Genomic DNA, 13,381 nt, shown 5'->3' on the forward strand with positions numbered 1-13,381 from the left:
ACTTTCTTTTACCTTACTAAAAAAATCCTTTATCATCAAAATGATAAAAAAATATGCCGATATATCTACAAATTTTCAATGTTAATATACTGCCTTTCTGTATTTTACCCCATGCCTTTTGAGTGAACCTTTTTTCACTCTTCCCATCTATCATACATAGCATAACGATACATTTTGAAATAATCCATGAATACAAACTTTATTTCCACCTTTCAGACGGCCTTGAAACGTCTGGCACTTATTAGCACCATTGCCGTCTTAGCAGCCTGCGCCGGCAACAATACCTCTTCCAACCGTGCCGTACCTGACGGCTACTACAAAGTCCGTCCCGGCGATACCCTGACCCAAATCGCCAAACGCTACGGACAAAACGTCAATACACTGGTTGCATGGAATAACCTTCACAACGCCTCACAAATTGAAGTCGGCCAAATATTGCGCGTCCGCCGTCATGTTGCCTCCCGCAATACTGCTACGCAGCAACGCCAAGCAACCGCCGTTACCCCGATCAACCGATTGAACCTGCAATGGCCGACCGATAACGCTTCATCCTCCATTATCCAACGCTACAACGGCACCACCAGCAAAGGCATAGATATTGCAGGCACACAAGGCCAACAAATCCGCTCTGCCGCAGCCGGTACCGTCATCTACGTTGGCGAAGAAGTCCGCGGTTACGGCAAGCTGATTTTGATCAGCCACAATGAATACACCATTACCGCCTACGCCCACAACGACACACTTTTTGTACAAAAAGATCAAAAAGTCCAAGCAGGCCAAGTTATCGCTACCATGGGCAGCAGCGATTCAGACAGCGTCAAGCTTCATTTTGAAGTTCGTCTCAACGGCAAAGCAGTCGATCCCCTGCCTTATTTGACCAGAACAAATTAATGCCCCAATCAAAAGGCCGTCTGAATAGCAGTATTTCAGACGGCCTTTTGATTATCTTGCTATAACAGCTATTTCAACAAAATCTTTTCCTATTTAACTTATGTTGATTGAGTGTAAATGCCGTTATACAATAACAACTCTTTTTAACATTCCATTTCAGGTACCCTACTATGTCTCCTAACCGTATCCTTGCAACCGCATTCTTGTTTGCATCTGCATTTGCCAGCGCAGATGTCCATATTGATGAAAACATTCCTTACCGCGATGAAGAAGAAATCGATACCCGTATTGTTTCCGAGTGTTTAGAAGTGGGCGGCATCATGTCCAAATCTTTGCAAGAAACTGCAGCCAAAAGCGATGTAACGGTTGTCCGTGACGGTAAAAAACAAGGCACATACGCAGATATCGCCATTACTTCGGCCATGAGTGCAGGCAATGCCTTTATCGGCCACGCCAAAGGTATGGCTGTTTCAGCCACTTTGTATGAGACCTTTGCAATAACATAAGTTATTAAAATTTTATGCTCAACACCATTTTCAAAATGAGGAACCTCCCTGATTTCTTCCACTTTTTCTCAATATCAGAAAGGTTTTAGTCGATTGAAAATTTTTTAGCACATTTTTATGCGTCAAATTTCGTTAACAGACTATTTTTGCAAAGGTCTCAGGTTGACGGCAAACAAGTTGGCAAAAAAACCTTTACCCGCAATTCTTCCGGCGGTATGTTTGGCGCTTATAAAAGCTCTTGTGCCGTCTTGAACCGTACTTCCAAAGTATTGGGTTCTGACATTGCCCAATGGGTTGTCCGCGAACAAAAAAACGCTCAAGATAAATAATTTATCGAACTAAAAAGGCCGTCTGAAAGTATTTTCAGACGGCCTTTTTTCATGCCTTCATTAACAACAGCGTCCGCCGTTGCTACCGCAACGGCGTTTGCGGCAGTAGTCTTGGAATTGCAGCTCGGTCATGACCGGCGCATTGGGATTATGTTTGCGCTGGCGGGCAACGTAGTTTTCATAATCTGGGACACCGGCCATCAAGTTTGCTGTCAACTTGATGGTTTTCCACCAAGATGCGAGCTTATGCTTCATGCTGAGCCTCCGGCTGCTTACCGTCGCGGTACACTGCTGGAATTTCTTTAGCAGTTGGCCAGCCGACTTTGCGGGCTTTCATGGCGGTACGGAAACCGTACACGGCGACAATCACGACAACTGCCAAGAACAAAGCGGTCAGACCGGCATTGATTTGGTCGTTGAAGATGATTTGTGACATTTCGCCAATGTCTTTAGCAGGAGCAAGGACTTCGCCTGAAGCCAAGGCATCGCGGTATTTGCCTGCGTGAGCCAAGAAGCTGACGCGCGGGTCGCTGTGGAATAGTTTTTGCAAACCGGCATAGCAGGTTACAAACAATACGCCGAAAGCAGGAACCAAGGTTACCCAAACATAGCGGTCACGTTTCATTTTCACTAATACGACGGTACACATAATCAACGCTACGCCTGCAAGCATTTGGTTGGCGATACCGAACAACGGCCAGAGCGAGTTGATACCACCTAGAGGGTCGGTTACGCCGGTATAGAGGAAGTAACCCCACAATGCCACTGCAAAGAATGTGGCAACCAAGTTGGCAGGGATAGAGTCGGTGTTACCGAATGGTTTGTAGAAGATACTGCCCAAGTCTTGAATCATGAAACGGGCAACGCGTGTACCGGCGTCAACCGCGGTCAAGATGAACAAGGCTTCAAACAGCAAGGCAAAGTGATACCAGAACGCCATCATGGCTTCGCCCGGAATCAGACGGCTCATGATGTGTGCCATACCGACTGCAAGGGTTGGTGCGCCACCTGCACGGGACAGAATGGTGTTTTCGCCCACTTCTCTAGCAGTGTGCAACAAGGTTGCGGCATCAACAGGGAAGTTCAGTTTAGTGGTAATGACTTCGGCAGCTGTGTTGGCATCTGTACCAATCAGCGCGGCCGGGCTGTTCATCGCGAAGTACACGCCTGGATCAAGCGAAGCGGCAGCAGCCAGAGCCATAATGGCCACAAAGCTTTCCATAATCATGCCACCGTAACCGATCATGCGGACGTGGGTTTCGTTTTCCACCATTTTTGGCGTAGTACCTGAAGAAATCAACGCATGGAAGCCTGAAACCGCACCACAAGCAATGGTAATGAATAAGAATGGGAACAATGCACCAGAGAATACCGGGCCTGAACCATCGATAAAGTGGGTAACTGCAGGCATTTGCAGAGTCGGGTTAACAATAACAATACCCAAAGCCAAAGCTGCAATCGTACCGATTTTCAGGAAGGTAGACAGATAGTCGCGTGGAGTCAGCAAGAGCCAAACCGGCAATACGGAAGCCACGAAACCGTAAATCATAATCGCCCAAGTCAGCTGAATGCCGTCAAGGTCAAACCAGTGACCAAAGGAGCTGTGGGCAACATCTTCACCGTAAATCACAGCCAACATCAGCAAAATAAAGCCGACGATGGAAATCTCGCCAATTTTGCCCGGACGGATATAACGGGTGTAAATACCCATAAACAGCGCAATCGGCATAGTTGCTGCGATGGTGAACGTACCCCAAGGGCTGTGAACCAATGCTTTCACAACGATCAGCGCCAACACCGCCATAATGATGACCATAATCATCAAAATACCGATGGATGCAATCACGCCTGGGACGGTACCGAGTTCTTGTTTCACGATATCGCCCAAAGACTTACCGTCACGGCGCATAGAAACAAACAGTACCATCATATCCTGTACGGCACCGGCAAATACCACGCCGAAGATAATCCACAAAGTACCGGGCAGATAACCCATTTGCGCTGCCAATACAGGACCAACTAGAGGGCCTGCGCCGGCAATGGCGGCAAAGTGGTGGCCGAACAGTACGCCTTTATGTGTGGGCACATAGTCCAAGCCGTCATTGTGGCGTTCTGCCGGAGTCAGACGGTTAGGATCAAGCTGCATCACACGGTTGGCAATGTAAAGACTATAGAAACGGTAGGCAATGCAGTATACCGAAATGGCGGCCGTAACCATCCAAATCGCACTGACTTGCTCGCCACGGCTGAGAGCTAAAGTAGTAAAGGAGGCCAAGCCTACCAAAACCACAATGCCCCAGATCAAAAATGATTTGAGCGATTTCATTGATTTATCCTTAAAACGTGATGCACCAAGGCTTGCTTTAGCGACAAACTGCCTTAATGCGCTTCAGAAAGACCAGTCATTATAGTCTTCATGATTTCATGAGTGAAATGTCATTTCAACCCAAATTCGACTGAAAACAAAATGATTAGTTCGTCCGTAAGGTTAACACAAACAGACAATATACCCTTCATTTTTTACTTCAAAACCAAATATTCCTTAACATATAGCAAACGAAAGGCCGTCTGAAAACCCAAATATTCAGTTTTCAGACGGCCTGACAAACGGTCAATGCTATAATCCGATATTCCCATTTCTCCATATTGCCATACCATGCAAAACAACGATTCCGAAACCATGCGCCTCTCCAAACGCATGGCACAATTAGGCTTATGCTCTCGCCGCGAGGCAGACAGCTACATCGAGCAAGGCTGGGTCAAAGTCAACGGCCAAACCGCCGTACTCGGTCAAAAAGTCACCGAGCGCGACCGCATCGACCTCAACAAACAAGCCCATGAAAAACAAGCCGCACGCGTAACCATCCTGCTGAACAAACCCGTCGGCTACGTCAGCGCGCAGGCAGAAAAAGGCTATAAGTCTGCCGCAGAACTCATTACCGCCGACAACCATTGGGAAGGCGACGATAGCCGTATCCCTTTCAGCGAAAAGCACAAATTCGGCTTAGCCCCTGCCGGCCGCTTGGACATTGACTCTGTCGGATTGTTGGTACTCACTCAGGACGGCCGCATTGCCAAACAGCTGATTGGCGAAAACAGCAGTAGCGAAAAAGAATACCTTGTCCGCGTCCGTGGCAAACTGGACGACAAAGGCCTCGCCCTGCTCAACCACGGCTTGAGTTTGGACGGAGAAAAATTGCGCCCCGCCAAAGTCGAATGGCAAAACGAAGACCAGTTGCGCTTTATTTTGCGACAAGGCAAAAAACGCCAAATCCGCCGTATGTGCGAACTGGTCGGACTGCGCGTCGTCGGTTTGAAACGCATCCGCATGGGCAAAGTCAAACTCGGCAGACTGCCGCCGGGCAAATGGCGTTATTTACGCGCTGACGAATCGTTTTAATTGCAGATAACAAAAAGGCCGTCTGAAAACACATTTCAGACGGCCTGATCTTTTACTACTTACTCGATATAAGTAAACTTCGCACGTTTGATATTGCAAAGGATTTCGTACGGAATCATACCGGCAACTTCGGAAACTTCATTGATATTAATTACATCGCCCCAAAGCTCGACTTCCGCGCCCAAGCCTTCTTTCGAGGCTTCCAACTCAACCGTAATCATATCCATAGATACCCTGCCGATAATACGGCTGCGTTTGCCATCCACGGCCACAGGAGAATTAGTGGAAGCGCGACGCGGATAACCGTCGGCATAGCCGCAGGCAATCAAACCGACACGGGTAGATTTGCTGGTGTAGAACGTTGCGCCGTAGCCAATCGGGGAATGCGGCTGCAACACACGCTCACCGAAAACGCGGGAAGTCAGGCGCATAACAGGTTTCAAACGCTCATCCACACCGCCGAAAGGCGAAATACCATATAAGGCCAGACCGGCACGGCCCCAATCGCGGCGCGCTTCAGGCACGTTCAAAATCACGGCGGAATTGGCCAAGCTCTCTTCGCCTTCCAAACCCTCACACGCCAAATCAAACGCTTCAAGCTGCATTTCGGTCATGCCGTTTTCCGGCTCGTCCGCGCAGGCAAAATGGCTGAATTTCACAATGTTTTCAACTGATTCAGATTGTTTCAATGCAGTATAGGCCGCGGCATAATTGTGTGGAAAGAAACCGGCACGGTGCATACCAGAGTCCATTTTCAGCCATACAGTTGTCGGATGTTGCCACTCATGATGCACAAACGCCTCCAGTTGCCATTGGCTGCCGATTGCCGGCCACAAATCATAACGGTCAACATCCGCATACTCCGCAACATCAAATACGCCTTCCAACAAAACAATCGGATTTTTAATGCCGTTTTGACGCAACTCCACGCCTTCATCTACCGTTGCCACCGCAAAGCCGTCGGCAATATCCGCCAACGCGTGTGCACATCTGACCGCGCCATGCCCGTAAGCATCGGCCTTAATCACAGCCAACAATTTATTGCCATGCAACTCTTTGAGAAAACGATAATTTTGACGTAAATTATCCAAACGGATTTGCGCATTGAGCGGACGCATAATGTATTCCTCTTATCGGCATTCCGTTTCAGACGGCCTGCCCCATTACTTTGAAGCAAATATTATAGGTCAAAAACCATACAGGATTCCATGAAATACACAAGATTAATATCTTCCTTTCGCCTTACCTTTAAGGATTTATGCTTCTTCTGAGCCTGTTTTAAGGTTATGATGTCATCCAAATTGAAAACGACAAATATCAAAGCCATGAAAGAACTCGACAAAACCGACTTAAAAATTCTCAAGCTCCTGCAACAAAACGCACGCATCCCCATGACCGAATTGGCTGAAAAAGTCGGCCTATCTACCACGCCGGTAACCGAACGCGTCCGCCGCTTGGAACGCGACAACCTCATCACCGGCTATCACGCCCATCTGAATCCACATGCCTTAGGTCAAAGCCTCTTGGTCTTTGTCGAACTGAAACTGCGTTCCAAATCCGGCAATATTTTTGAAGACTTCAAACGCGAAGTACTGAAGATTCCGCAAATTTTGGAATGCCACTTGGTCTCCGGCGAATACGACTACCTCATCAAAGTCCGCCTGCCCAATATGTCCGCTTATCGCGATATGCTCGGCAATATCCTGCTGCAACTGCCGGCAGCAGCCGAAAGCCGCAGCTATGTTGTCATGGAAGAAGTCAAAGAAGAAGTAGTATTAGACATCTAATTCCATTCAACCAACAAAGGCCGTCTGAAATATTACAACATTCAGACGGCCTTTGTTTTAAACAGACAAAAAAAATGCACACATCCGATAGAATGTGTGCCAAGTCTACAAAGGAGAAATAGAGGAGAAAAATCAAGCTGCATCAAGCAACTCAACGGCGCGAATTATCCTAGCCTTCTACCCGACTGTCAACTGTTTTCCTATCTATTTTCAAGTATTTTGCTAAAAAACAACAAATCCGCTATTCCCCTCTTTTTCTGGCTATTTTCGCCCATATATAAAAAATTTAAGGCCGTCTGAAACACATATTGCCACTGCAGGCAAACAGCCCCATACTCACACATCCATAGCCCATATCCGTCCCAACCCACGACCATGACCACCCCACTTTCCCTTGCCGTCGTCGGCCATACCAACACAGGCAAAACCTCACTCTTACGCACGCTTTTGCGCGACAGTACCTTCGGCGAAGTGAAAAACGCACCCTCGACCACGCGCCATGTCGAAGAAGCCCTCATCAATGATGGCGACGACAGCTTGGTTTACCTCTACGACACACCCGGCCTCGAAGATGCCGGCGGCGTGTTGGACTGGCTGGAAACCCACACATCCGCACGCGATGACGGCATCGAGCGCATTCAGCAATTCCTCAGCAACCATGAAGCGCATCACGAATTCAACCAAGAGGCCAAAGTGCTGCGCCAAGTCATGCAAAGCGACATGGCCATGTATGTCATCGATGCGCGGGAGCCCGTCCTTAACAAATACAAAGACGAGCTGACCATTTTGTCTTGGTGCGCCAAGCCCATCATGCCCGTGTTCAACTTCACCCAAAATCAAGACCTGACCGCTTGGACCAATATGCTCGCCCGCCGCGCCCTGCATGTTTACGCCGGTTTCGATACCGTTGCGTTTGACTTTGAAGGCGAAATCCGATTGTGGGACAACCTCGCCACCATGTTACCTAAGCGCGACATCCTCGACCGCCTCATCAATATGCGCCGGCGCGAGTGGCAACGGCTGGATACGGAAGCGCGCCGTGAAATTGCCGATTTTCTGCTGGATACCGCCGCATTTACCCAAGAAATTGCCGAAAACGACGACCCTGCCCCGACTTTGGAAGTCATGCAATCGGAAATCCGCCAACTTGAGCGACAAATGCAACAACGCCTGTTCACACTTTACCGCTTCTATCACGACGAAGTCGGCAGCGACAGCACATGGATGCCCAAAGCCTTCAAACAAGATCCGTTTGACAGCGAATTGCTCAAACATTACGGCATCCGTACCGGTACCGGCGCAACCGCAGGCGCGCTCATCGGCTTAGGCTTGGATATTGCCACGCTTGGCGGATCGCTTGGTTTAGGTACAGCCATTGGAGGCCTGTTGGGCGGCATTTTGCCCAATGCCCAAGACATCACCGACAAAATCAACGGCCGACAAACCCTGCATACCGATCCGGAAACCCTTACTCTGCTCGCCGCACGCGCACTGGATTTGTTGCACGTCTTGCAAACGCGCGGCCATGCGGCTCAATCGCATATCGAGCTAAACGAACGCAAAGCGCCATGGAATGCAGCCAAATTGCCAAGCGAACTCAACAAAGCACGCAGCAACCGCAAATGGTCTTCGCTCAACACACACCAGCCCGAAGCCAGTCGTAACGAACGCGCAGCCTATGTCGCCACTTTAAGCGAGAAATTAAAAGCTTAGAATTGCCGCATAACAAAAAGGCCGTCTGAAACCCAAATGTTTCAGACGGCCTTTTAAGCTTAGCAGGCAAATACTTATTCGGCAGCTTTGGTTTCGCGTTTCAAACCGCCGCCAAGTGCTTTATACAAGTCGGCAAGGTTTTCCAGACGGGTCAGCTGATTGGCCAAAAGAGCAGTTTCTGCGCTGTAACTGCTGCGCTCGGCATCCAGCAAATCCAATGCGCTAGATACGCCATGTTTGTAGCGCAGGCTGATGAGGCGCAGGCTGTCGTTGTAGGCACGGCTTTGTTTGCTCAAAGCGGCATAGCTTTTATCCAGCTGTTCGCGTGCAACCAACGCATTGGAAACGTCTTTGAATGCGGATTGAACAGCGGCTTCATAAGCAACGATTTGTGCCTGTTGGCGCAGTTTGGCTACGTCAAGATTGGCTTTGTTTGTGCCCCAATCAAAGATAGGCAGAGTGATGGATGGTGCAAAAGCCCAAATACCCGTGCCGCTCTTAAACAGGCCGCTCAACTCGCCGGAAGCGGTACCGACAGAACCGGTCAGGCTGATGCGCGGGAAAAACGCCGCACGTGCCGCACCGATATTGGCATTGGCTTGTTTGAGCGCGTGTTCGGCCGCACGGATATCCGGACGGTTGAGCAACAGGTCCGAACTCAAACCGGCAGGCAGTTTGGTCATTTTGAACTGTTTGTTCAAAGGCAAACCGGCAGGCAAGTCTTCAGGCAAAGGTTGATTAATCAACATAGCCAAGGAATTTCGCGCTTGCTCGCGGTTTTTTACCGCAGATGCGTAATCGGCTTTGGCCGATTCAATCAGCGCTTCCTGTTGGTGCAAATCAACGGCGGAAATCACGCCGGCCTTATGGCGTAATTGCGAGAGCTTGTAAGTCGCTTCACGGGTTTGTAATACGCGTTGTGCCAATGCCATGGTTTCTTCCGCGTAGCGTTCGTTAAAGTAGGCTTTGGCAACGGTAGAAATCAGGGTCAGATGGGCGGCATCGCGGTTTGCGGCCACATTAAAATAACCTTGCAACGCGGCTTCGCTGGTGCTGCGGACACGGCCGAAGAGGTCAAGCTCATAAGAGGCTGCGCCCAAACCCACGCTGTATTGGCTGCTAACGCTGCCGCCACTCAAACTGCCTTGACGCGAACCTGTACCGCTGGCATTGACGGTTGGCAACAAATTATTACGCGCAATCATGTATTGCTTGCGGTAGATTTCCGCATTCAGCGCGGCTGTACGCAAATCGGTATTGCGTTCCAATGCGATGTCGATCAGGCGGTGAAGGCGAGGATCGGCAAAGTAATCTTGCCAACCCAATTCGGCTGCACGGATACCGTCGTCAACAGTGTCGTATTTAAACGTATCGGCCACGGCAACTTGAGGCTGCTCATATTTCGGCATCATGGTACAGGCCGACAAAGCCACGGCGGCGGCAACGGCGGTCAGTACAGGTTTGAATGTAATCTTCTTCATTTTAGAATCCTTTAGCATTTTGAGGCCGTCTGAAAATTTTTCAGACGGCCTTTGCTTTAGTGCTTGTCTGAATCGTGTTTACCGTCTTCAATCATGCCGGCTTCAGCGGCGTGTTTGGCGGCCATCTCATGCTCGTGTGCGGTTTCTTTAAAGAATTTGCGCACAACCACATAGAACAAAGGCACAAGGAACACAGACAGAATCGTACCGATCAACATACCCCAGACCACGGTCGTACCAATCGCACGTTGGCTGGCGGAGCTGGCACCGCTGGCAACATAAAGCGGTACCACGCCCAAGATGAAGGCAAACGAAGTCATGATAATCGGACGGAAACGCAAGTGTGCGGCGGCAAGCGCAGCTTCAAGCGCGCTCTTGCCTTGCGCTTGCAGGTCTTTGGCAAACTCGATAATCAAAATCGCGTTTTTCGCACTCAAACCCATCACCGTAACAAAACCGACTTGGAAGTAGATATCGTTGGCGTATGCCGGAATACTGCCCAGCAGTGCCTCAAACATGTTACGGCCGGTCACGCCCAATGCCGCGCCAATCAAGCCCAACGGAATCACAAGGATAACCGCCAACGGGATAGACCAGCTTTCGTACAAAGCAGCCAATACTAAGAATACAGCGGCAGCGGCCAATGCGTACAACACGACAGTTTGTGAGCTGCCTTTAGCCTCTTCACGAGACTGACCGCCCCATTCCAGACTGTAACCGCCGCCCATTTCATCAACCATTTGCTGCACCGCAGCCATGGCTTGACCGGAAGATACGCCATTAACAGGAGAGCCGGAAAGCTCCATTGCCGGATAACCATTGAAGCGGACGCTTTGTTCCATACCGTTTTCCCAAGAAACAGTAGCAATGGTAGAAAGCGGTACGGCAACGCCGGATTTGTTCGGTACAGTCAGGTTCAGAATATCGGCAGGCTGCATACGGGCACTCGCATCAGCTTGTACCATCACGCGTTGCAGACGGCCTTGATTCGGGAAGTCGTTTACATAAGACGAACCCAAAGAAGAAGCCAAAGCAGTACGGATGTCAGAGAACGAAATACCTTGTGCGGCTGCTGCGGCACGGTTGATGTCGATTTTCAACTGCGGCGCATCTTCCAAACCGCTCGCACGAACGGTACTTGGGTTAAACAAACCGCTTTTGCGCATTTTGTCAATCAACTCATTGCGCTTGGCCAATAATGCGGCATGGCCGCTGTTGTTACGGTCTTGCAGGTAAATCGTCAAGCCGGAGCCTGTACCCAATTCCATAATGGCAGGAGGCACAATCGCCAAACCGAAACCGTCTTTCAGCGTAGCCATCATCATGCCGGTCAACTTACCGGAAATAGAAGTCGCATCGCTGCCCGGAGCAGTACGTTCGCTCCAGTCTTTCAGAATGACAAAGCCCAAAGCCATGTTTTGGCCGGAACCGCTAAAACTAAAGCCGGAAACGGTAACAATGTTCTCGATCTCAGGTACAGATTTCGCCAGTTGAGTGATTTGAGCCAAAGTTGCATCGGTACGCTCTTTGGTCGCGCCGGCAGGCAGCTGTACGCTCAACATCAAGTTACCTTGGTCTTCAGTCGGCAAGAAGGAAGTCGGCAGACGCATAAACAGGAATACGCCCACAACAGTCAAACCGATATAGACAACCATCATGCGCAAAGTCTTGCGCAAGACTTTGGCTACCCAGCCTTCGTAGCCGTGTGTCCAGTTGTCGAATTTCTTGTTAAACCAACCGAAGAAACCTTTTTTCTCTTCGTGATGACCATTCTGAATCGGCTTGAGCATGGTGGCACACAATGCCGGAGTCAGCGTCAAAGCAAGGAATGCGGAGAAGCCGATCGATGCCACCATGGTCAGGGCAAACTGTTTGTAAATGTTACCGGTTGCACCGCTAAACATTGCCAGCGGCACAAATACGGACATCAACACGGCAGTAATACCGATCACCGCGCCGGAAATCTGACTCATCGCTTTTTTGGTTGCAGCCTTAGGCGGCAGACCTTCGCTCGCCATAATACGCTCAACGTTTTCAACGACCACAATCGCATCATCGACCACAATACCAATTACCAATACCATCGCAAACATGGTCAATACGTTAATCGACATACCCATATATGAGATAAAGGCAAAACCGCCCAACAGGGAAATCGGCACGACAATAGTCGGAATCAGCGTATAGCGGATATTTTGCAGGAAGAGATACATCACCAAGAATACCAATACGATGGCTTCCAAAAGCGTATGGATCACTTTCTCAATCGAAATTTCCACAAATTTGGAAGTATCGTAAGGAACTTTCCAGCTCATGCCGTCTGGAAAATACTTCTGCAAAACTGCCATTTTTTCTTTCACGGCAGTCGCCGTTGCCAAAGCGTTACCGCTGTTGGACAGCATCACTGCCATACCGGTGGTATTCACGCCGTTCAAACGTGTGGAAGTAGAATAGTCCTGCATACCCAAGCTGACTTTGGCAACGTCTTTCAGATAGACATTAGAACCATCGGTATTGGATACCAAAATGATGTTGCCAAACTCTTCAGCCGTTCTTAATTGCCCTTCCGCAGTAACGGTCGCCGAAATGGTCTGACCTGCAGCCGCCGGCAAAGAACCGATAGAGCCTGCAGAAATTTGGATATTTTGAGTAGCCAGTGCGTTGGTTACCGTTGCAAAAGACAGGTTGTAGTTTTGCAGTTTTTTCGGGTCAACCCAAATACGCATGGCGCGTTGCGCACCAAACAATTGTACCTGCCCTACCCCGTCGATACGCTGCAGTTCAGGAATGATATTGCGCTGGGCGTAATCGTTCATTTCCTCAATGGATTGCTTTTCAGAAGAAAGCATGACCACTTGCAAGAAGTTGGAACGCGCTTTAGATACGGTTACACCATATTGCTGTACGGTAGACGGCAATGTGGACAACACTTCCGACAATTTGTTCTGCACGTCCACCTGCGCCAAATCTTCATTGGTTTCCGGTGTAAACGTCAGACTGACGCTGCCGCTGCCGCTGGAATTGGCAGAAGTCGTCATATAGTCCAAACCTTCCACACCGTACATATTACGTTCGATAACGGCCAGTACACTGTCTTCCATTACCTGAGCAGAAGCGCCCGGATAAGTAGCGCGCAAAGTAATGGTCGGTGCTGCAACGGACGGATATTGGGAAATTGGCAGTTTTTGAATGCCGAAAATACCCGCTGCGATGATAAAAATCGCAATAACCCATGCAAAGATGGGGCGGTCAATAAAAAACTTAGACATTCACG

At 49.4% G+C, this 13,381-nt stretch carries 11 protein-coding genes; 6 read left to right on the plus strand and 5 right to left on the minus strand.

Going from position 1 to position 13,381, the window contains the following annotated elements:
- The first annotated feature begins 186 nt into the window (after positions 1-186).
- The 3 genes from LPB400_RS09035 (at position 187) to LPB400_RS09045 (ending at position 1,726) form a co-directional block, all read left to right on the plus strand.
- On the plus strand, positions 187-891 hold the full coding sequence (locus LPB400_RS09035; RefSeq protein ID WP_107696949.1) for a murein hydrolase activator EnvC family protein: 705 nt from the start codon (positions 187-189) through the stop codon (positions 889-891).
- Between the two features lie 170 nt (positions 892-1,061).
- Positions 1,062-1,397 carry a hypothetical protein gene (locus LPB400_RS09040; protein WP_225905467.1) on the plus strand — a complete coding sequence of 112 codons (336 nt, stop codon included), beginning with the start codon at positions 1,062-1,064 and terminating at the stop codon, positions 1,395-1,397.
- 146 nt (positions 1,398-1,543) lie between these two features.
- On the plus strand, positions 1,544-1,726 hold the full coding sequence (locus tag LPB400_RS09045) for a hypothetical protein (protein WP_219089733.1): 183 nt from the start codon (positions 1,544-1,546) through the stop codon (positions 1,724-1,726).
- A 60-nt stretch (positions 1,727-1,786) separates the two neighbouring features.
- Here LPB400_RS09045 and LPB400_RS09050 read toward each other — a convergent pair whose 3' ends face one another.
- Positions 1,787-1,981 (minus strand): YbdD/YjiX family protein, encoded by a 195-nt coding sequence (locus LPB400_RS09050; RefSeq protein ID WP_049343946.1) that lies wholly within the window; start codon positions 1,979-1,981, stop codon positions 1,787-1,789.
- On the minus strand, positions 1,971-4,052 hold the full coding sequence (locus LPB400_RS09055; protein WP_070646165.1) for a carbon starvation CstA family protein: 2,082 nt from the start codon (positions 4,050-4,052) through the stop codon (positions 1,971-1,973). The genes LPB400_RS09050 and LPB400_RS09055 overlap by 11 nt, the downstream gene beginning before the upstream one ends.
- A 330-nt stretch (positions 4,053-4,382) precedes the next feature.
- Here LPB400_RS09055 and LPB400_RS09060 point away from each other — a divergent pair, with 330 nt between their 5' ends.
- Positions 4,383-5,126: a pseudouridine synthase gene (locus tag LPB400_RS09060; protein ID WP_036493902.1), complete on the plus strand. Its 744-nt coding sequence runs from the start codon at positions 4,383-4,385 to the stop codon at positions 5,124-5,126.
- A gap of 59 nt (positions 5,127-5,185) precedes the next feature.
- Here LPB400_RS09060 and alr read toward each other — a convergent pair whose 3' ends face one another.
- Positions 5,186-6,244 (minus strand): alanine racemase, encoded by a 1,059-nt coding sequence (gene alr, locus LPB400_RS09065; protein WP_070646159.1) that lies wholly within the window; start codon positions 6,242-6,244, stop codon positions 5,186-5,188.
- Positions 6,245-6,451: 207 nt separating this feature from the next.
- On the opposite strand from alr, the gene LPB400_RS09070 reads away from it, so the two are divergent.
- Complete coding sequence (locus tag LPB400_RS09070) at positions 6,452-6,913, plus strand: winged helix-turn-helix transcriptional regulator (protein ID WP_003747450.1); 462 nt, start codon at positions 6,452-6,454, stop codon at positions 6,911-6,913.
- 375 nt (positions 6,914-7,288) lie between these two features.
- Positions 7,289-8,626, plus strand: a complete 1,338-nt coding sequence (locus tag LPB400_RS09075) for a GTPase/DUF3482 domain-containing protein (protein ID WP_107696953.1) — start codon at positions 7,289-7,291, stop codon at positions 8,624-8,626.
- A gap of 74 nt (positions 8,627-8,700) precedes the next feature.
- Here LPB400_RS09075 and LPB400_RS09080 read toward each other — a convergent pair whose 3' ends face one another.
- Both LPB400_RS09080 and LPB400_RS09085 read right to left on the minus strand, forming a co-directional pair.
- A complete protein-coding gene (locus LPB400_RS09080) occupies positions 8,701-10,107 on the minus strand; it encodes an efflux transporter outer membrane subunit (protein WP_219088791.1) in 1,407 nt (468 codons plus the stop codon).
- A gap of 56 nt (positions 10,108-10,163) precedes the next feature.
- The gene (locus tag LPB400_RS09085; RefSeq protein ID WP_219088793.1) at positions 10,164-13,376 is read right to left on the minus strand and encodes an efflux RND transporter permease subunit; all 3,213 of its coding nucleotides are present in this window, start codon (positions 13,374-13,376) and stop codon (positions 10,164-10,166) included.
- Positions 13,377-13,381 lie beyond the last annotated feature (5 nt).

The sequence above is a fragment of the Neisseria perflava genome, from assembly GCF_019334725.1.
In the GTDB taxonomy this organism is placed as follows: Bacteria; Pseudomonadota; Gammaproteobacteria; order Burkholderiales; family Neisseriaceae; genus Neisseria; species Neisseria subflava_A.

Excerpts from the sequence above, each read along its gene's own strand:
- LPB400_RS09080 (WP_219088791.1), bottom strand. The coding sequence starts at position 10,107 with ATGAAGAAGATTACATTCAAACCTGTACTGACCGCCGTTGCCGCCGCC.
- alr (WP_070646159.1), bottom strand. The coding sequence starts at position 6,244 with ATGCGTCCGCTCAATGCGCAAATCCGTTTGGATAATTTACGTCAAAAT.
- LPB400_RS09060 (WP_036493902.1), top strand. The coding sequence starts at position 4,383 with ATGCAAAACAACGATTCCGAAACCATGCGCCTCTCCAAACGCATGGCA.
- LPB400_RS09040 (WP_225905467.1), top strand. The coding sequence starts at position 1,062 with ATGTCTCCTAACCGTATCCTTGCAACCGCATTCTTGTTTGCATCTGCA.
- LPB400_RS09055 (WP_070646165.1), bottom strand. The coding sequence starts at position 4,052 with ATGAAATCGCTCAAATCATTTTTGATCTGGGGCATTGTGGTTTTGGTA.
- LPB400_RS09035 (WP_107696949.1), top strand. The coding sequence starts at position 187 with ATGAATACAAACTTTATTTCCACCTTTCAGACGGCCTTGAAACGTCTG.
- LPB400_RS09085 (WP_219088793.1), bottom strand. The coding sequence starts at position 13,376 with ATGTCTAAGTTTTTTATTGACCGCCCCATCTTTGCATGGGTTATTGCG.
- LPB400_RS09050 (WP_049343946.1), bottom strand. The coding sequence starts at position 1,981 with ATGAAGCATAAGCTCGCATCTTGGTGGAAAACCATCAAGTTGACAGCA.
- LPB400_RS09075 (WP_107696953.1), top strand. The coding sequence starts at position 7,289 with ATGACCACCCCACTTTCCCTTGCCGTCGTCGGCCATACCAACACAGGC.
- LPB400_RS09070 (WP_003747450.1), top strand. The coding sequence starts at position 6,452 with ATGAAAGAACTCGACAAAACCGACTTAAAAATTCTCAAGCTCCTGCAA.